The sequence below is a fragment of the Gordonia sp. NPDC062954 genome (genome assembly GCF_044543825.1).
In the GTDB taxonomy this organism is placed as follows: Bacteria; Actinomycetota; Actinomycetes; order Mycobacteriales; family Mycobacteriaceae; genus Gordonia; species Gordonia tangerina.
This window is the reverse complement of sequence record NZ_JBITWL010000017.1, coordinates 1-18,263: the sequence shown is the minus strand read 5'-3', so window position 1 is coordinate 18,263 and position 18,263 is coordinate 1. Positions and strand designations below refer to the sequence as shown.

15 protein-coding genes are annotated in these 18,263 nt (G+C 66.6%); 9 read left to right on the top strand and 6 right to left on the bottom strand.

All coding sequences use genetic code 11. The annotated features are described in order from the left end of the window. Nucleotides 1-328: 328 nt before the first annotated feature. Both ACIGKQ_RS16195 and ACIGKQ_RS16190 read right to left on the bottom strand, forming a co-directional pair. Complete coding sequence (locus ACIGKQ_RS16195; protein ID WP_396574446.1) at nucleotides 329-1,576, bottom strand: DUF222 domain-containing protein; 1,248 nt, start codon at nucleotides 1,574-1,576, stop codon at nucleotides 329-331. A 315-nt stretch (nucleotides 1,577-1,891) separates the two neighbouring features. After that, complete coding sequence (locus ACIGKQ_RS16190; RefSeq protein WP_235721845.1) at nucleotides 1,892-3,076, bottom strand: oxygenase MpaB family protein; 1,185 nt, start codon at nucleotides 3,074-3,076, stop codon at nucleotides 1,892-1,894. 116 nt (nucleotides 3,077-3,192) lie between these two features. Here ACIGKQ_RS16190 and ACIGKQ_RS16185 point away from each other — a divergent pair, with 116 nt between their 5' ends. After that, a complete protein-coding gene (locus ACIGKQ_RS16185) occupies nucleotides 3,193-3,777 on the top strand; it encodes a TetR/AcrR family transcriptional regulator (protein WP_235721846.1) in 585 nt (194 codons plus the stop codon). Here ACIGKQ_RS16185 and ACIGKQ_RS16180 read toward each other — a convergent pair. Beyond that, nucleotides 3,767-4,054, bottom strand: a complete 288-nt coding sequence (locus ACIGKQ_RS16180) for a DUF1330 domain-containing protein (RefSeq protein ID WP_235721847.1) — start codon at nucleotides 4,052-4,054, stop codon at nucleotides 3,767-3,769. The two genes, ACIGKQ_RS16185 and ACIGKQ_RS16180, sit on opposite strands and share 11 nt — an antisense overlap. 49 nt (nucleotides 4,055-4,103) lie before the next feature. On the opposite strand from ACIGKQ_RS16180, the gene ACIGKQ_RS16175 reads away from it, so the two are divergent. The 6 genes from ACIGKQ_RS16175 (at nucleotide 4,104) to ACIGKQ_RS16150 (ending at nucleotide 13,795) form a co-directional block, all read left to right on the top strand. Continuing rightward, nucleotides 4,104-5,051, top strand: coding sequence for an ABC transporter ATP-binding protein (locus ACIGKQ_RS16175; protein WP_235721848.1), 948 nt, complete (start codon nucleotides 4,104-4,106; stop codon nucleotides 5,049-5,051). Then, nucleotides 5,048-5,800 (top strand): ABC transporter permease, encoded by a 753-nt coding sequence (locus ACIGKQ_RS16170; RefSeq protein WP_235721849.1) that lies wholly within the window; start codon nucleotides 5,048-5,050, stop codon nucleotides 5,798-5,800. Before ACIGKQ_RS16175 ends, ACIGKQ_RS16170 begins: the two co-directional genes overlap by 4 nt. An 84-nt stretch (nucleotides 5,801-5,884) precedes the next feature. After that, on the top strand, nucleotides 5,885-8,500 hold the full coding sequence (locus ACIGKQ_RS16165) for a LuxR family transcriptional regulator (protein ID WP_235721850.1): 2,616 nt from the start codon (nucleotides 5,885-5,887) through the stop codon (nucleotides 8,498-8,500). Between the two features lie 119 nt (nucleotides 8,501-8,619). After that, nucleotides 8,620-10,878: a glycerol-3-phosphate 1-O-acyltransferase gene (locus tag ACIGKQ_RS16160; protein WP_235721851.1), complete on the top strand. Its 2,259-nt coding sequence runs from the start codon at nucleotides 8,620-8,622 to the stop codon at nucleotides 10,876-10,878. Further along, nucleotides 10,875-12,359: an HAD-IB family hydrolase gene (locus ACIGKQ_RS16155; protein WP_235721852.1), complete on the top strand. Its 1,485-nt coding sequence runs from the start codon at nucleotides 10,875-10,877 to the stop codon at nucleotides 12,357-12,359. Before ACIGKQ_RS16160 ends, ACIGKQ_RS16155 begins: the two co-directional genes overlap by 4 nt. After that, nucleotides 12,356-13,795 (top strand): wax ester/triacylglycerol synthase domain-containing protein, encoded by a 1,440-nt coding sequence (locus tag ACIGKQ_RS16150; RefSeq protein WP_235721853.1) that lies wholly within the window; start codon nucleotides 12,356-12,358, stop codon nucleotides 13,793-13,795. The genes ACIGKQ_RS16155 and ACIGKQ_RS16150 overlap by 4 nt, the downstream gene beginning before the upstream one ends. Before the next feature lie 4 nt (nucleotides 13,796-13,799). Here ACIGKQ_RS16150 and ACIGKQ_RS16145 read toward each other — a convergent pair whose 3' ends face one another. Together ACIGKQ_RS16145 and ACIGKQ_RS16140 are read right to left on the bottom strand one after the other, a co-directional pair. Then, nucleotides 13,800-14,462, bottom strand: a complete 663-nt coding sequence (locus ACIGKQ_RS16145) for a phosphoribosyltransferase (protein WP_235721854.1) — start codon at nucleotides 14,460-14,462, stop codon at nucleotides 13,800-13,802. Between the two features lie 4 nt (nucleotides 14,463-14,466). Further along, entirely contained in the window at nucleotides 14,467-14,916 is a 450-nt protein-coding gene (locus tag ACIGKQ_RS16140) for a nuclear transport factor 2 family protein (RefSeq protein ID WP_235721855.1), read from the bottom strand. A gap of 112 nt (nucleotides 14,917-15,028) precedes the next feature. Here ACIGKQ_RS16140 and ACIGKQ_RS16135 point away from each other — a divergent pair, with 112 nt between their 5' ends. Beyond that, nucleotides 15,029-15,913, top strand: a complete 885-nt coding sequence (locus ACIGKQ_RS16135; RefSeq protein ID WP_235721856.1) for a hypothetical protein — start codon at nucleotides 15,029-15,031, stop codon at nucleotides 15,911-15,913. Nucleotides 15,914-15,992: 79 nt separating this feature from the next. Here ACIGKQ_RS16135 and ACIGKQ_RS16130 read toward each other — a convergent pair whose 3' ends face one another. Then, nucleotides 15,993-16,994 carry an EamA/RhaT family transporter gene (locus tag ACIGKQ_RS16130; protein ID WP_235721857.1) on the bottom strand — a complete coding sequence of 334 codons (1,002 nt, stop codon included), beginning with the start codon at nucleotides 16,992-16,994 and terminating at the stop codon, nucleotides 15,993-15,995. Nucleotides 16,995-17,228: 234 nt separating this feature from the next. Between ACIGKQ_RS16130 and ACIGKQ_RS16125 the strand changes: the two genes are divergently transcribed. After that, nucleotides 17,229-18,263 (top strand): ATP-grasp domain-containing protein (locus tag ACIGKQ_RS16125; RefSeq protein ID WP_396574496.1); only part of this gene is annotated, 1,035 nt, incomplete at its 3' end.

The following is an 18,263-nucleotide window of genomic DNA, read 5'->3' as shown; positions in this document are numbered from 1 at the left end:
ACGTTGGCGTGGAGCCGCTTTAGATAAGCGGCGGGCTCGCAGGCTCGCTCGCCGCTACTCAATCAGCGGGTTGGGCAAGCTGCGGTTGGGCGGTGGGCCCGCATGCTCGCGGACAGGTGCCGAGCGAGTAGGCGGTCGCCCGGCGTACGGTGTCGCGTATCGCGCACCACAAGGGTTGTTGTGCAACCGATGTGGCCGTCGGGTACGCGACACCGTTGCGGCGCCGTTGGTTCACGCTATGGAGTTCTCAAGGGACGGTTGCGGTCCCGACCGGGGTCGGGTGCGTGGGAAGACTTGGCTGCGTGACCTACTCGCCGGTCAGCGTGGCTCAGGCGGCGGCGGGTAGGTTGTCGAGGTTCATCGTGCGTCGGTTGTAGGCCGGTATCGGCCGACGTGTCGGGTCAACAGCGGCGGGTGGGATGAGCCAGGGATGTCGGTCGTGACCCATGATCACCTCCCACCCGTTGTGGTGGATGTCGGCATGACACGACGGGCACAGCAAACATCCGTTGTCCAACACCGTGATTCCACCATCAGCCCAATGCACGAGGTGATGGCCTTGGCAGCGGGAGGCCGCCACACCGCATTTGATGCAACACTCGTCGCGTTTGTGCAACGCCTTACGGAGATGGGCTGGGAACAGGCGTTTGTCTTTACTCATCTCCATCGGCACCGCCTCACCGTCGACGATCGCGACCGTCGCGGTGGTGTCGCACGTCAACGTGCGCAGCATGGCTTCAGTGATCGACCCCAGGAACGGCAACTCGGCCAAATCAGGAGTATCAGCGGGCACCGACACCAGCAGTCGGTGACGCGGCGCGGACGCCACATCACCACTACGGGCAGCGATATCGAGTAATGCCTCCAACGCGTCGGCGTGGCGGCGCTCCGGGCCGCGGGCATCAGGCGACCCGTCGGGTTCGGGACGCGGTGCCGCCAACTCTTCCATCGCAGCCGAGAATTTTTCGCCGACCTCGGTGTTGAGGTCGGCGCGCACCTGCAGCCGTCCGTCACCATCGACATCGTGGGTGAGCGCATTGAGGTTACGGTCTTCGGAGGCGGGTAGCCCACCGGTGTCCTCAGCGGCCTGGTTACCCAGACGACGGGAACGTTTGCCGATGTCGGCGGGGGTGGCGCCGGAAAAGAATCGGGCGAGAAGTTCGGCCACGATGTTTAGACGCGCCACATCGTCGAGCGGTTCCGCCGATCTTTTCCCGACATGATCGACCCCTTTACCCACCGCGTCGACATGCTCGGCGGAGATCGCCCCATCAGCGGCATGCGCGGCCAGGGTCGGCAGTTTCTCGCGTGCGGCGGCGATCCGGATCAGACGGGTCGCCACCGCCGGCGCGAGCCCCATCACGATCAACAACTCACTGAGTTTGCGGCCGTGATCGCGGGCCACACCCAGTCGATCCAGATGGCCGACCACCGTCGCAGCGTGATGGTCGATCAGATTACGCAGCACGACCAGAGCGGTCATCGCATCGAACGCGGCACGCCCCGACATATCGTCGCCCAAGTGCAGGTCACGAACAGAATCAGTGATGGTGGTGAGATCCCCCGAAGCTCCCATGACTCCACTATGGTCGAACACCAGTTCGACGTCAAGGAGTTTCTTAAAGATAGTGCAGAAGATTTTTGAGCGGGTGGGGTGGTTTCGATACGCGGCGGGCTCGCAGGCTCGCACGCCGCTACTCAACCAGCGGCATGGGCTCGCTCGTCGCTACTCGACATGCGACAGGGAGTGTTGCTGCGGGGCGGGGGTTTCGATACGCGGCAGGCTCGCTCGCCGCTACTCAACAAACGACGGGGGGCGGCGGTGCATGGGCAGCACGCCGCTACTCAACCAGTGGCGGGGGCGGCGGTGCATGGGTCGGCACGCCGCTGATCAACCAACGGGCTGGGGTGCGTTGTCCACCAGTTCGTGGGTGACGCCGTAGGCGGCGCGCATGCGAGTCATCTCGGCGTCTCGGACGCGGTAGCCCCGTTGCGAGATGCGTTGTGGACCACCGCCGATGCGCATTCGGATGTGACCGAATCCTGCCATCACGGGCGCGCCCGCGCGGATGACGTGCTTGAGTCGAGTGTCGGGGATCTGTAACGCATCGGCGTCGGAATCCCCCAGGAACACCCGCTGGAGCGCATGGACCAATCGGGTGGCCGCCGCGCGTCGGGCGGTGGTGGGGCCCGGCAGCGTATTGGCGATCTCTGGGATCAGGTAATCGTCGGTGAGTGCGACCACGAACTCGCGGTCGTGGTCGTCAGGTCCGGGCGAGGTGAGTCGGTAGAGTTCCTCGATCCGGATGTGATCGGACTCGTCGGCCGGATTCAGCTCTGGCTCCATGCCGATCACGTGTCCGACGTAGCGCCATAGGTGATAGACGGCATCGAGGTCGTCGTCGCTGAGCCGAACCCCGAGGCTGTGCATGGCCTCAAGCGCGATGTGGCCGAACTCGGCCATCGTGAACGCCATGTACGGCTGCGGGATCGGCACACCCCACGCCGGCTCGTCCCATTTCCCGGACCGGTACAGGCCGCGACGCACGTGCGCATGGATCATCCGAACCCGGACGGTGTAGGCGAAACCGCCGCCTTCACGACGCATCCCGCCCGGCGTCAGGATCTGACGCATCCACTCGCCGACCTCGACCGACCGGACGGCGGGCATCGACGCGTACCGGCCGGTCTGCACCAACGGCTTGCCTGCGATGCTGTTGCCGGCTCCGCGCAGCAACGACGCTGCGGCCAGTACCACCCCCAGCGCCGCGGTGTGCCGGATCAGTGCGTCGGCAGCGCGGTCGAGCCGGGTGTGATCGACCCAATCGGGCTCGTCGTCCAGGAATTCGAAGAGGTTCCGCAGCGAATCGGGGGCATCGTCGAGGGCGTCGATCCCGTGCTCGAGCGCAGTGCGCACCGCGTCGGTCGTCGACGATCCGGCGAAGTTGTCGTTCGCCACGGCGTCCGCGAGTGCATCGCCTTGCCACATCGCCGACACCCACCGTTCGCCCGCCGCGCCGTAGCGTGCGACGGCGAGGTCGGCGTTCACCAGTTCTCCGGGCGGGTGCAGTTCCACGGCTTCAGTGAAACACGAGGAATCCTCACTTACTATTCACTTTCATGGCCGGTGCCGCGCGACGCTCTCCACCGAGATCCCGACGTGCCCGTCCGCAGCAGAATCGCAGCGTTGAGATGCGCAGACGACTTCTCTCTGGCGCGGTGGAGCTTTTGGTCAGGCGGCCGGGCATCCGTCCCACCACGCAGCAACTCGCCGACCATGCTCACGTCAGTATCGGCACGGTCTACCGCTACTTCGCCGACATCGATGCACTCATCGAGGAGTTGCGTGCGGCCGCGATCCACGACATCACCACGTCGTTGGCCACCGGCGTTGGCCGCGCGATGGACGCGGAACCCATGACCGCGATGGTGACCATCGTCGAGACGTTGACCGCCGCGTTCGAGAAGCACGACCCGGTCCTGCGCGTGTCGTACTCGACCACCGAGGCGGAGTTCGGCGACGCATGGGCAGAGGTCGAAGAACCTCTGGTCCCGCTGGCCCGCATCCTCCCCGCCCGACTGCGACCGGACCTCGAGCCGCATGAACTCGACGATCTGGTGTTCCTCACCATGGGCGCAACCGCCAATCTGTGTCTGCGCATCGCGCTGTTGCGGCCCGACGGGGCCGACCGCGACGAGTTGGTCGCCACCGCGGCCCGGATGTTGCTCGCCGCGGTGCTGCCGCCGGACGCGCCGCCCCGACCAGTCACACGGTGACCGGCCACATCTGTGTCCGCGCCACACATGCCGCGCGGCGATCGGCCATCGACATCCGACGCGGATCGGCCAGGTATGCGTCGGACCCGGCCCGGTCGTCGAACTCGATGACCTGGGTCTCCAACGGATGTGACGGATCGTCGTCGGTGCGGCGGGCCCGCACCAGCACACGACCGCCGTGCGCAGACACCAGCCGCAGCACGTCGTCCTCATAGGCGTGGAGCGCGTCGTCGCAGCCATCGACGGACCACAGCAGGACGACCAACGTGACCGGCACGCCATCACGCTACGCCCGCAAACGCCACCAGATGTCTAAGGTCGAGAGCGTGCTCACAGTCGAGAACTTGACGAAGGTCTTCGGGCCGGTGCGTGCCGTCGACGACCTCACCTTCGAGGTTCGCCCCGGCCTGGTGACCGGTTTCCTGGGACCCAACGGGGCAGGCAAATCCACGACGATGCGGATGATGCTCGGTCTCGACCGCCCCACCGCCGGAACCGCGACCGTAGACGGCCGGCCCTATCGGGAGCTCGACGCCCCGCTGCGCCAGGTCGGCGCACTGCTCGACGCGAGCTGGATTCATCCCAACCGCAGCGCGCGTTCGCATCTGCGCTGGATGGCCGCGTCCAACGGCATCCCGCGGCGGCGGGTGGACGAGGTCCTCGACATGGTGGGCCTCGCGTCGGTGGCCGGCAAACGCGCCGGTGGGTTCTCGCTGGGTATGAAGCAACGCCTCGGCCTGGCGGGAGCGATGCTCGGCGACCCGCACACCCTGCTGTTCGACGAACCGGTCAACGGTCTCGATCCCGAGGGCATCGTCTGGATCCGCGGGTTCATGCGCAATCTGGCCGCACAGGGTCGCACCGTGCTGGTGTCGAGCCACCTACTCACCGAGATGTCCCTGACCGCCGACCACCTTGTGGTGATCGGACAGGGCAAATTGATCGCGGACTGTTCGGTCGCCGAGTTCACCAGCCGGGCATCGAGCAGTGTGCGGGTGCGCAGCCCACAGCTCGACGCCCTGCACCGGGTGTTGGCCGAGGCCGGATTGCGGGTCACCCCCGCCGTGGCTTCCGATGGCCGTCCGGTGCTCGACATCGCCGACGTGGTCACCGATCAGGTCGGCGACATCGCCGCGCATGCCGGAATCGTGCTGCACGAACTCACCGGAGCCACCGCGTCACTCGAAGAGGTGTTCATGACGATGACCGCCGGTGCGGTCCAATATCAGGGTGGCGGGCCGGCCGGCACCGCCGCGCAGGGAGGACCGCGATGATCACGGCGATGGATGCCGAGCGCATCAAACTCACCTCCACGCGCTCGCCCTACTGGTGTGTGGCGATCGTCGCGGTGCTGACCATCGGATTGGCTTTGGTGACCGGGGCCACCACCAGCGGTCCGCTCGCGTCGACACCTGGTGAGGCGGCGTGGACGGCCCTCATCGGCCTCAACTCGTTCGGTGTGTTGGTGTTGATGATCATGGCGGTGCTGGCTGTGACCAGCGAGTACCGGTTTGGCACCATTCGGACCACATTCCAGGCCGTGCCGCGTCGGCCGGTCGTGCTCATCGCCAAGGCCGCGGTTTTCGGTCTGCTGGCGTTACTCGTCAGCGTGCTGCTGGCCATCGTGGGTGTCGCGTTGGCGCGTGTCGTCGGTGGCACGACGGTCGGCATCGAGTTCGGCGACAGTGTGGTGATCCGGCAGATCTGGGGTACCGCCGTGCTCGCGGCGCTCTACGTGGTCATCGGCCTCGGTGTCGGCGCGATCGTCCGTCATACTGCGGGCGCGATCGTCATCGTCCTCATCTGGAACCTGGCGTTGGAATCTATCCTGACCATTCTGCCCAAGATCGGCGACCACATCGCCCCCTTCCTGCCGTTCGCCAACGGCAGCCGGTTCCTCAACGGCGACCTCGCCGGCACCGACTACCACTGGAACGTCTACGGGTCCCTGATCTACTTCGCGGTGTTCGCGGCAGTGATCTTCGCGCTCGGCATCGTCGTCACCGACCGCCGCGACGCCTGAACTGTGTCGTACATCGGTATGTACGCGTACCGTCACCCACCCTGACCTGTGTCCCGACCGAGGCCGTGAGACTAAACTCTCCCCATGTCCTCCGATTGGCCTCTGGTCGAGCGCGAGAAAGAGTTCCGCATCATCGAAGCCGCACTGCGCGGCGAGACGAATGCGTGTGGTGTTGTGCTGACCGGCGATTCGGGTGTCGGTAAGACCACGCTGGCCCGCCACGTCACCGCCGCCCTCGACGGTGGCGTGCGGTGGGTCGCCGGTACCGAATCCGCCCGCAGTATCCCGCTCGGCGTGTTCGCCCATCTCGTCGGCCCGGCGACGTCGAGCGACCCGGTGACCTACCTGGCCGCCGCCCGCGAATCGTTGCTGTCCGACGGCAACGTCGTGATCGGTGTCGACGACGCGCACCTGCTCGACGAACTGTCGGCGACCCTGTTGCATCAGCTCGCCATCGATCGTGCCGTGCACATCGTCGCCACGGTGCGGTCCGGGGAGAGCGTGCCCGACGCCGTCACCTCGCTGTGGAAGGACAATCACCTCACCCGAATCACGCTGTCACCGTTCAGCAAACAGCAGAGCGTCGAACTGATCGAATCGGTGCTGGGTGGTCAGCTCGAAGGTCTGTCGGCGGATCTGATGTGGGAGGCCTCCGGCGGTAACGCGCTGTTCCTGCGCCACCTCGTGGAAGGGGCGCGCCAAGCCGAGACGCTCCGTCAGGTGAATGGGATCTGGCAACTACGTGGACGCGCCGCGATCACCTCCGAGCTGGCGTCGTTGTTGGAAAGCCGGATCGAGCAGCTCGACGACTCGGTGCTCACGGTCCTCAAGTACCTTGCCCTGTGCGAGCCTCTCGACATCGACATCCTCGGTGACCTCGCCGGCGACGAGGCGGTCGAGGAAGCCGAGATCGCCGGACTGGTGCGGATCCTGCGTGACGGCCGCCGACTCAACGTGCAATACAACCATCCGTTGTTCGGTGAGGTCATCCGGCACCGACTGGGCCTGGCCTCGTCGCGTCGGTTGCGCGGCAAACTGGTCAAGGCGTTGCAGACCCGCGGAACCGACACCGCCGCCGAGCGGATCCGGCTGGCCGACCTCGCGCTGGAGAGCGACGTGGGTGTCGATTCCGGGCTCATGAGTGCGGCCGCCCGCGATGCGTTGGCCTTCGCCAACGCCCCGCTGGGTGAGCGTTTCGCCCGCGCGGCCGTCGCCGAGGGCAGCGGCTTCAGCGCCGCCGAGCCGTTGGCACGGTCGTTGATGTGGCAGGGGTATGCGTCCGAGGCCGACGCGGTGCTCGACAGGTTTCGGCCCGAGGACCTCAACGAGATCGAACTCATCTTCTGGGGTGGGCTGCGGTTCGCGACCATCTTCTGGGCCATCGGCGATGCCGATCGCGCCGACGAGGTCCTCGAGATGCTGCAGGACAAGGTCACCGACCCGAACTTGGCCCTGGTGGTCAGGGGTTTCATGTCCGCGTGCGCCGCCTTCGAGAACCGAATCGACGAGGCGATCGCGCTGTCGGAGGAGGTGCTCGACTCGGCGGACCCGTCCCCGTGGGCGGTGGAGTTCGCCGTGCTGGGCGGTGGACTGGCCCGAGCTGTTGCCGGACGCGGGGACGAGGTGGCTGCTCTGGCGGCGCGGGCGCGCGTGGCCGAGACCCAGACCGACGGTCTGCTGCGGTTTCCGGCCGGACTCGGCGAGATCCTCGCACTCACCCTGACCGGTCAACTGGATGAAGCGGCGACCCGCGCCGACCGGTACGTACGGTTCTCCAACATCGGCCAGTACGTGGGTTGGGCGTTGGCTGGAATCCTGGTATCGGTCGTCGAGCTGGCGCGCGGCGACAGCGCATCGGTCGGCCGCCGGATGGAACAGACGCTTGCCACCCTGGACAGTGGCAACGGGGTGGCCGAATCCTGGAACTATCCCGCAATGTTCTACGTGGTGCAGGCGTTCAGCGCGTGCGGGCGGACCGACGACGCCGAGCGTGCCCTGCGTCGGGCGCACACCAAGTACGGCCGCCACATCGCCGTGTTCGGTCCGATGTTGGCGGTCGCGGAGTCGTGGCAGCAGGCCTCGGCCGGTACGGTGTCGCTGGCCGTCGAGACCGCGGTCAAGGCCGCCGACGACGCCCGACGAACCGCGCAGTTCGCTATCGAGGCCGAGGCCTTGCACTCCGCGGCCCGGTTCGGTGATCCGTCCGGCGCGCAGCGACTCCGCGAACTCGCCGGGATGATCGATGGACCGCTCGCGGGACTCTACGCTCGTCACGCCAGCGCGCTGGAGTCGCGTGATGCCGTCGAACTCGACTTGTGTGCAACGGAATTCGAGCGTTTGGGATTTCGGTTGTCGGCGGCCGACGCGGCGGCGCAGGCCAGTGTGCTCCATGAGGCGGAGGGCAGCCGGGCCGCGACGGTGGCGTCGGCGGCGGTGGCCAACCGGTTGGCCGCCGAATGCGGCGGTTTGCGGACACCCGCGCTGGTGGAATCCGCACAACCGTTGCCACTGACCACCCGCGAACGCGAGATCGCCAACCTGGTGGCGGCCGGTCTGTCCAACAAGGAGATCGCGCAACGCCTGACGGTGTCGGTACGCACCGTGGAAGGCCACATCTACCGCGCCTGCACCAAACTCGACGTCGCCGACCGGTCCGAGATCGCCGCGCTGCTGCTCAAGGCGAGCTCCGGCAGCAACTGAGGTCGACTCTCACCGAAAGCGCCCGACCGACCCGGTCTGCGCGCGACAATGGCCATGCCGTGGCGCTCGCAAGTGCGAGTCGCGGCGACGTCGGGGCCTGGACGCGAGAGGCGGTTGGCGTGGGCGAATCGGTGGTGCTGGCCGAGGTGCGGACAGCGTGCGAGTTGCGGGCGGTCAGCGAGTGGGCGGAGGTTCAGCACCCGGGCGCGCCGGTGCGGTCGGTGCGCGAGGCCGACCTTGATTCACTCGCCGACGACACCCTGCTGATTCCGGCGAGGGTGGCCTGGCTGCCTCCGGTCCGCAAAGGTGAGCGGCGGGTCACGATGGCCGACGTGCTCGTGCTGTCGAATCCGCGCCGCCCGGTCGCGCTCACCCAACCGGTCATCAAACGTCGCAGACCCGATCGGCTGCGGGTGGTGCAGGGCGAACCGGCCACGATCGCAGACCTCCGCCAACGTCATGCCCAGAATCTGGCCGAAGGCGAGTCGTTTTCCGCCTACGTGACGGTGCAGGCGGCGCTGTCGGCCGAACGTGCCGAACGTCAGATCGTCGGAGACCGCTACAAGGTGCCCCGACTGGTCGCCGAGCAGATCGGTACATCGGCGCGGTTCCAGGCGGGTGCAGCAAAACTCGCTGCCGAACTCGGTCGACCTGCCGCAGTCGTGGTGCAGGAGGCGACCGACAAGATGTCGACCTTCGTCGCCACCCAGAGCCGACTGATGGACGACGTCTTCTCGTCGATCTTCAGCAACCTGCATGACCGCACCTGGACGGTGTCGGTGGATCTCGGCACCCTCAACCGGCTCCGTGAGCTCAACAAGTCCACCGGTCTGATCTTCTTGCCGTCGCACCGCTCCTACGTCGATCCGCTGGTGCTCTCGGAGGTCCTGCGCAGCCACGACTTTCCACCCAATCTCGTTCTCGGCGGAAACAATCTGGCGTTCTGGCCGGTCGGTCCCATTGCCCGCCGCGCAGGAATGATCTTCATCCGCCGCAAGTTCGGGGCCGATCCCGTCTACAAGTTCGCCATGCGCTCGTACCTGTCGTTCATCGTGGAGAAGCGCTTCAATCTGGAGTGGTACATCGAAGGCGGACGCAGCCGGACCGGCAAGCTGCGCAAGCCGATGCTGGGTCTGCTCGCCTACGTCGTCGACGCGGTGGAACAGCTCGACGACGCCGACGTGATGATCGTGCCCACCTCCATCGTCTACGACCAATTGCACGAGATCGGCGCGATGGCGAAGGAATCCGCGGGCGGAACCAAGAAGCCGGAGGGCGTGGGCTGGCTGCTCAAATACGCGAAAGCCCAACGGCAGTATCTCGGCGAGGCGAGAGTCCGTTTCGGCGAACCGTTTTCGCTACGACAAGCGCTCGCCGATGCGGGCGAGGGTCCGGCGAAACTCGATAAGGTCGCTTTCGCGGTGATGGACGAGATCAATGCCGCCACACCGATCTCAGCGACCTCGCTGGCCGGCTTCGCGCTGCTCGGCGCCCGCGACCGCGCCTACACCGCGGCGGAGATCGAGACGATCCTGGCACCGTTGCTCGACTACATCGACCGCCGGGATCTGCCCGGGCCCGATCCCGATCTGTGTCGGGGTATCGGCTTGCGCCGCACCCTGGGGGTGCTCCACGACGCCGGTGTGCTCACCAGGTTCGATGGGGGCCCCGAGACCGTGTGGTCGATCGCGCCCGACAGCCACGCGGTGGCGGCCTACTACCGCAACGGGGCGCTGCACCATTTCGTCGACCGCGCCATCGTCGAACTCGGCCTGCTGGCCGCCGCGGGTGGTGCGTTGGCCGAAGACGGCTCCGGTGAACTGCTGCCGTCTGCTCAGCACGAGGCCCTGCGTATTCGTGACCTGTTGAAGTTCGAGTTCTTCTTTCCCGCCAAGGAGGTGTTCCTGCATCGGCTGGGCGCCGAACTGGACCTGATGTCCCCGGAATGGCGGACAGTCAATCCCGACCAGGCATGGACCGATCGCATCCTGCGTGAGCACGGTGGTTCGCTGGTCGCGCGACGAACCCTGCAGCCGTTCTTCGACGCGCAGTTGGTCGTTGCCGAAAGCCTGGTCGCGGCCGGTACCGACACCCCGATCGACAAGGACACCACGCTCGACGAATGTCTCGGCCTCGGTATGCAACTCGCATTGCAGAGCGTGGTCAAGAGTCGTGACTCGGTGTCCAGAGAGTTGTACGACGCGGCCTACCAGCTCGCCGACAACCGCCACCTCATCACCAGCGATGGAATCGAGGATCTGGCCGCCGGGCGCCAGGCGTGGCTCGACGAGGTGAACGTGATGCGGGACCGGTTGACGCGGATCGCCGCGATCGAGGCGGAGCATTTCGGGGAGGCCCTGCGCGGAGTGGCACGATGAGCACCTTCGCCGACCGGCTGCGGGAGATCCGGGCGGCACCGAGCGGCAAGAAGGTCGGCGCGTTCTTCGACTACGACGGCACCTTGATCGAGGGGTTCTCGGCGAGCGCCATCACGCGGGCGCGGTTACGCAGCATGGATTTCGGACTCGGCGAACTGACCGGTGCGATTCTGATCGCGTTGCGAGGGGTGACATCCGAACAGGACTACGCCGAGGTCCTCGAACTCACCAAACCCGCATTCGCCGGCAAAACCTATGCCGAACTGCTCGCGTTCGGAGACGACCTGTTCACCCATGAGACCGCGTCCTTTCTGCGGCCGCAGATGTGGCAGATCATCCGAGCGCATCGCGAGCGCGGACACCGGATTGTGATCGCCTCCTCGGCCACCCGGTTCCAGATCGAGCCGATCGCCCGCGAGATCGGCGCCGACCATGCCCTGGCCACCGACGTCGAGGTGGTCGACGGCGTCGTGACCGGCCGGGTGCTCGGCCGCCCGCTGTGGGGGCCGGGAAAGGCCGCTGCGGTCCGCGCATTGGCCAAGGAGCACGAGGTCGATCTCGACGCCTCGTTTGCCTACAGCGACGGCAACGAGGACATCCCGTACCTGGAGTCGGTGGGTCATCCGGCGGCGGTGTCACCGCGCTATGGGCTGCGGGCCGAGGCGGAGGCGCGCGGGTGGCCCATCATCGACCTGCGCAACCCCCGTCACAACCGGATGGCGATGGCCGTGCGGACCGGTGCCTTCTACGGGTCGTTCATCGGTGCAGCGGTGCTCGGTGCCGCCGGCGGGTTGGTGCGACGCGACCCGAGCGTGCTGGTGGAGTCGGCCATCCCGACCGGCAACGACGTCGGGCTCGCGCTGGCCGGGATCGACGTGGCGGTCCTCGACGGCGCGCAGTACCTGACCTCGAATCGGCCGTGCGTGTTCGTGTTCAATCACCAGTCCAAACTCGATCTGCCGGTGCTGATCCACCTCATTCGGCGCGACGCGACCGGGGTGGCCAAGAAAGAGGTCAAGCGGGTTCCGGTGCTGGGGCAGATACTCGACGCGGCCGGGTTGGTGTTCATCGACCGAGGCGACCCAGGTCGTGCGATCGAGCAACTCAGACCCGCCATCGGAAAACTTCGCGACGAGGGGGTCTCGTTGGTGGTGGCCCCGGAGGGCACCCGGTCGTCGACACCGCGGATCGGGCCGTTCAAGAAGGGGCCGTTCCACATCGCGATGCAGGCCGGCGTCCCGGTGGTGCCCGTGGTGTTGCGCAACACCGGCGAATTGATGTGGCGGGGTGCGCAGTTGATCGCACCGGGGACAGTCGAGGTGAAGGTTCTGCCACCCGTCGACACCTCGCGCTGGCGGGCCGAGACCGTCGGCGACCATGCGGAGGAGGTGCGGCAGATGTTCATCACGACGCTGGCCGACTGGCCGGTGGAATCCTTTGAGGACGGCCGTATGACGCGATCGACAGGGGACAACCGATGAGCGAACCCGATCGGCCGCTGGACTGGGCCAACGAACCGCACATGAGTGCGGTCGATGCGCTGATGTGGCGTGGCGACACCGACCGTCGACTGCGTGGCACCATCTGCATGATCGAGATCTACGACTGTGCGCCCGAGTGGGATCGGCTGATCGAAGCCCATGACTGGGGTAGTCGCATGGCGCCTCGGTTCCGGCAACGGGTGATCGATTCGCCGTTCGGGACCGGCACCCCGAGTTGGGCAGTCGATCCCGACTTCGACCTGCATTACCACGTGCGTCGGATGCGGTTGTCCGGCGACGGTTCGATGCGCGAGCTCTTCGCCATCTGTGAGCAACTCGCGATGACCGCACTCGACCCCGGCCGACCGCCGTGGGAGGGCACGCTGATAGAGGGGCTCCCGGACGGCAGGGCGGCCTACTTCCTCAAGGCCCATCACGCGCTGACCGACGGGATGGGCGCGATACTCGGTTTGGCACAACTCCATTCGACCTCGCGTGAGCCGATCCCGGGCAAGCCGCAACCGCCGCGCCCGGAGCCGGTCACCGTCTCGGCGCTCGACGTACTCGGCCGTCAACTGGCCGAAGAGGTGCAGCGGCTACCGCATCGCGTCGACACCACCTGGCGAGGTGTGCGCGCTCTTGCCCATCCGCGGCGAGCGCTGAGCACCGCGCTGCGGTACAGCCGATCGGTACCCCGGGTGGCCGGGCTCGTCAGCCCACCAGGGTCGCCGCTGTTGGCGCAACGCAGCCTCTCGTGGCGGTTCAGCGCGTTCGAGGTGCCGTTCGACGACCTGAAAGCGGCCGGTAAGGCGGCGCGGGCGTCGGTGAACGACGCCTACCTGGCGGGGCTGATCGGTGGATTCCGGCTCTATCACGAGAAGATGGGGCGGCCCGTCGACGCGATCCCCGTTGCCATCCCGATCTCGGTGCGTCGCCCCGAGGACCCGGCCGGGGGCAACCGGATCGCGGTGGGCCGCATGGCCGGACCGGTGGGGATCGAGGATCCGTTCGAGCGACTACTCACCATTCGTGAACAGGTGCGCGCCGCGCGCACCGAACCCGCCGTCGACATCTTCAACACCCTCGGCTCGCTGCTGGCCTGGTTACCGGGACAGGTACTGGCCCAATTCAGCGGTGCGACAACGCAGAACGATCTGCAGGCCAGCAACGTGCCCGGAATCCCCTGGGACACCTACGTCGCCGGTGCGAAGGTGGAGCGGATGTTCCCGTTCGGGCCGCTGCCCGGCTGTGCGGTGATGGCCACGATGATCACCCACAACGGCGTCGCCTGCCTGGGCCTGAACTCCGATGCCGCGTCCATCACCGAACCAGAGCTCTTCGCCGACTGTCTCGTCGACGGCTTCAACGAGATCCTTGCCCTGGCCGCCGACGGTGACGACCCGCGTGCCGCCGGGACGATGCGGCGGGTGATCTGATCGGTCACGGCTGCTGCAGGCTGCGACGCACCTCGTCGTCATCGACCTGCCGGAAATCGTCGTAGGAGCCGCCGACGGCGTAGAACGGCTCCGGGATGCTGACGCAGAGCACCTTGTCGACCTCGTCCTCGGCGGCGAACCGGTCGAGCACATCGCGCGGACCGGTCGGCACGGCGACGATCACGGCGTCGGCGCCTGCAGCACGTACCGCCCGCAACGCCACCTCCATCGTGGACCCGGTCGCCAGGCCGTCATCCACCAGGATCACCGTGCGTCCACGCACAGATAGCGGTTCGCGACCCTGCCGGTAGCGGCGTTCCCGGTCGACCCGGATCCGGTCCTCGCGGTCGACGATCTGCCGGAACTGCTCCTCGGACACCCCCAACCGGCGCGGCACGTCGTCGTTGACGACGATCTCGCCGGCAGCGATGGCGCCCATCGCGAACTCGGGGTGATCCGGTGCGCCGAGTTTGCGTACCACCAGCACATCGAGCCGGGCACCGAGCGCCGAGGCCACCTCCCGGGCGACGGGCACTCCACCGCGCGCCAACCCGAGAACCACGGTGCGGTCGGCCGCGTCCATGAGCGCTGGATCGGCGCTCAACATCCTGCCGAGCGAGGCGCCGGCCTCGGTCCGGTTAGCGAAGACCTCACTGCGGCGCCACATCGCGTCACACCTTGATCGCGGGGCCGATGTCGACGGCGAAACTCGGCAGGTCGGCCAAGCTCATCTTGGCCTCGTAGGTGCGGTCGTAGCCGGTGGCGCAGATCCGCCATCCCTGATCGGTCCGGCGATAGCGATCGCGGTAGAACGCTGCGCCGATCAGCATGAACTGGAAGTCGGGCACGATGACCCGATCCTGCAGATACCAACGGCCGGTCGCGCAATCACCCTCGACGTCGATCTCCGGATGGGCGACGCGATGTTCGGTGATCACCGCGGGCCCCACCGAGGTGCGCATGTAGTCGACCAGTTCGGCGCGGTTGCCGAAGTTCAGACTCGAGCCGTATTCACCGGTGACGTCGTCGGTGAGGGTTTCGGCGAACACATCCCAGTCCTTGGTGTCCAAGGCGCGCAAGTACCGGTACTTGAGCTGTTTGATCGACTCGAGATCATCCATGCACTCAACATCTACCGGGTCGACCCGGTCCGCGGAAGGGATTGGGTGCACGTACCCAGCCGGGTGGGTGCGGTGGTTGACAGGTCGCGGCGCCGACGCGAATGTGGACGACATGACCTCATCCGTCGGTGAATCCGATCAGCAACGGGCGCGACGCGCCTACGAGACCATCGAGCCGTTCCATGTCCTCGCGTACTTCAATCGGGGCCTGCGCGAGGCCCAGCAGGACACCGGTCTCGACGGCCACGGGTTCTATGTCGGCGCGCGCGGTGCCCCGATGGGTGACTGCGATGCCGCGGTGGTGACCGCCGCGTTCTTCAACTTCTCTGCCGATGTCATCACGCCGGCCTGGCAAGCGGCCCGTGACGTGGGGCTCGATCGGGTCGCCGCACGCCGTGACCAGATGCTCGACGAGCAATTGGGTGCAGTCCTCGGCGACCTGGTCGAGGACCCGGAGATCCGCGATCTCGAGAAGCGTTATCGGGAGATCGCGGCCGATCTGCCGATGGGCGGGCGGCCTCTGGCTGCCGGCTGGAACGCCTCCCCAGTGCCCGATGTGCCGCACGTTGCGCTGTGGCAGGCGATTGCGATCATCCGGGAGTGGCGCGGTGACAACCACATCGCCGTCCTGGTCAACCATCAGTTCGGCGGGCTCGACGCGGTCGTCTTCCACGAGGCTCAACTGCCCGACCCCACGATTCGTCGGCGGGTGCTGGGCCGCAAGCTGGTGCAGCTGACCCGTGGATGGTCCGACGAGGCGTGGGAGGGTTCGGTGGACCGGCTCGTCGCCCGCGGTCTGGCGACCCGCACCGACGACGGCCATCAGCTCTCGGATGCCGGGGTCTCGCTCTATCAGGCCATGGAGGCCGAGACCGACGCGCTTACCGCACCCGCCTGGTCGGGTAGCGGCGTCGACGATCTTCTCGAACGCACCCGCCCATATGTGAAGGCGGTCATCGACGCCGGAGTCCTGCCCGGCACCCGCAAGAAGGACTGATATCTCTGGCTGCAGTTCCGGGTTCCGGCTTGGGACCGGACCTGCGGCCACACCCGGCAGGCACGGCCAGAACTTCTGGTCACGAGGTGCTGCCAGGCGGCGGTGCGTCGATATCGTCGTCGTACGGCTCCGCGATGGGTTCGGGTTCGGATTCACGGCCGCGTCGCCAGCCACCCTTCTGCGGCGGGGCCTCGCCGAAGTGGTCGGGGTCCCCCGAGCCGTACCAGGCGACCAGTACCGCACCCACCACGGCGCCGACGAAGCCGACGATCGCCAGCCAGCCGAGCCCGGCTTTGGCGTTGTCGTTGAGGAACAGCACGCCGACCAGGCTGGGGCCGGCCGTCTCGCCGACCACCAGTACCGCGGTGACCCCGTTGACCGCACCGACCTGCAGTGCGACGGTCTGCACGAAGAATCCGACCGCGCCCGCGACCGCGATCGTCCAGGCGGCCGGATCGGTGATCAGCGCGATTGGGTCGAAGGGGTCCACGCCGTCGAGGACACGCACGGCGATCGCGATGACACCGAACAACAGGCCGGCGGTCGCGCCGCCGACGATTGCCGCATGCCTGCCGAGCCGGTAGACGCCGAACAGGGCGATGGCGCACAGGCCGAGCGTGGCGACGAACAACTCCCAGTGGAAGACGGCGCTTTCGCCGCCACCGGTGTGGTGTTCGGCCGACAGTCCGAGTAGACACAGCGACAGCACGACCAGCCAGATCGCGATCCAATCGCGGGTGTGCAGTGCGATGTTGAGCATGATCGTGCCCAGCAGGGCAGTCACCACGAGGTTGGCCGACACAATGGTCTGGGACAGGAAGAGCGGCAGGAAGCGTGCGGCGAGTGCGCCACCTGCGAAGCCGACGACGACCATCATGGTGCCGAGGATGAAGGCCGGATCGAGGAACGTGGAGGTGGTGGACCGCAGCGACGGACCGCCGGCGGCGTTGGTGTACGACGCCTCGGTGCCTTCCGCACGAGCAGTCATCGCCACTCGCCGCGCGCCCAGTGCACGCAGCACCGTGGACATGCCGTAGGCGATCGCAGCGAGACAGGCGGCGATGACGCCGATCACGAACATCCCACACCCTCCCCACACCTGGTCACAGCCGTTTCCCGAGTCACATCAGGATTGTGCAACGTTCTGGGCGGCCCGACTATTCCTTTTCTGCCGTTGTTTTCCGCGGCGTCGGCCGACTCCGGTGAGAGAGCCTAATGGGCCTCTCCTACACTCACGACGGTGGGCACTACCGGTAGCAAACGCGTCCTGATCACATTCGGGCGATCATTTCTCACCCTGGAACTGGCCCGGCTGATGTCGGCGGCCGGTCATCGCGTGACCATCGTGGACAGCATTCCCATCGGTGTCACCCGGTTCTCCCACGCCACGACGTCGTTTCATCGGGTCCCGGCACCGAAGTTCGAACCGCGGGCGTATTGCCATGCCTTGGCGAAGATCGTCACCGATGAACACATCGACATGGTCATCCCGATTCATGAGGAAACCGACATCCTGTCGATGATGGTGGATCTCTTCCCACCCGAGTGTGAACTGTTCCTGTCCGACTTCGATACCGAGAATCGGCTGCACAACAAGTTCGAATTCCAGCATCTGCTCGCCGACAAACAATTCCAGACGATGAAGTTCGCGCAGGTGCGCGGACCGCAGGATGTGGCCGGACTGGATTTTGACGCGCCGTTCGCACTCAAGGAGTGCTATTCGCGCGGATCACAGCAGGTGCACAAGGTGATGCCGGGGGATTCGCTGGACTGGCTCGAGTTCGATCCGCTCAACCCGTGGTTGGCGCAGGAGTGGGTCTCGGGCAAGCAGTACTGCACATATTCGATCGTCCGTGAGGGGCACATCCACGCTCACGCGACCTATCCGGTCGACTATGCGATCGGCGGAAGTTCGTGCCTCAACTTCCGGTCGGTTCGCCACGACGGCATCTTCGACTGGATCTCGGAGTTCGTGCGGGACATGAACTTCACTGGGCAGGTGGGTTTCGACTTCATCGAGCATCCCGGGCGCGGGCTGTACTGCATCGAATGCAATCCCCGGGCCACCAGCGGGATCATGATGTTCGCTCCGGCTGACGGCGTCGATCGGGCCTTCTTCGGTGAGAACGATGACGTCATCACCCCGGACCCCAACGTGGACAAGATGATCGGGTTGGGCATGCTGCTCTACGGCTGGCGCAAGGATTCCCGCGGCGACCGCAGCCTCCGAGAGTTCGTACGGGACTTCCGGGGCGCTAGTGTTGCGCGTCTGAAGTTGGTTTACGTTTCGCGCCGGCGAGTATTTCCTCGGCGGGTTTGGTCCACACGAATGGGTGGCAGCGGTCGTTCC

Excerpts from the sequence above, each read along its gene's own strand:
- ACIGKQ_RS16195 (WP_396574446.1), bottom strand. The coding sequence starts at position 1,576 with ATGGGAGCTTCGGGGGATCTCACCACCATCACTGATTCTGTTCGTGAC.
- ACIGKQ_RS16185 (WP_235721846.1), top strand. The coding sequence starts at position 3,193 with ATGCGCAGACGACTTCTCTCTGGCGCGGTGGAGCTTTTGGTCAGGCGG.
- ACIGKQ_RS16170 (WP_235721849.1), top strand. The coding sequence starts at position 5,048 with ATGATCACGGCGATGGATGCCGAGCGCATCAAACTCACCTCCACGCGC.
- ACIGKQ_RS16165 (WP_235721850.1), top strand. The coding sequence starts at position 5,885 with ATGTCCTCCGATTGGCCTCTGGTCGAGCGCGAGAAAGAGTTCCGCATC.
- ACIGKQ_RS16155 (WP_235721852.1), top strand. The coding sequence starts at position 10,875 with ATGAGCACCTTCGCCGACCGGCTGCGGGAGATCCGGGCGGCACCGAGC.
- ACIGKQ_RS16150 (WP_235721853.1), top strand. The coding sequence starts at position 12,356 with ATGAGCGAACCCGATCGGCCGCTGGACTGGGCCAACGAACCGCACATG.
- ACIGKQ_RS16145 (WP_235721854.1), bottom strand. The coding sequence starts at position 14,462 with ATGTGGCGCCGCAGTGAGGTCTTCGCTAACCGGACCGAGGCCGGCGCC.
- ACIGKQ_RS16140 (WP_235721855.1), bottom strand. The coding sequence starts at position 14,916 with ATGGATGATCTCGAGTCGATCAAACAGCTCAAGTACCGGTACTTGCGC.
- ACIGKQ_RS16135 (WP_235721856.1), top strand. The coding sequence starts at position 15,029 with ATGACCTCATCCGTCGGTGAATCCGATCAGCAACGGGCGCGACGCGCC.
- ACIGKQ_RS16130 (WP_235721857.1), bottom strand. The coding sequence starts at position 16,994 with ATGTTCGTGATCGGCGTCATCGCCGCCTGTCTCGCTGCGATCGCCTAC.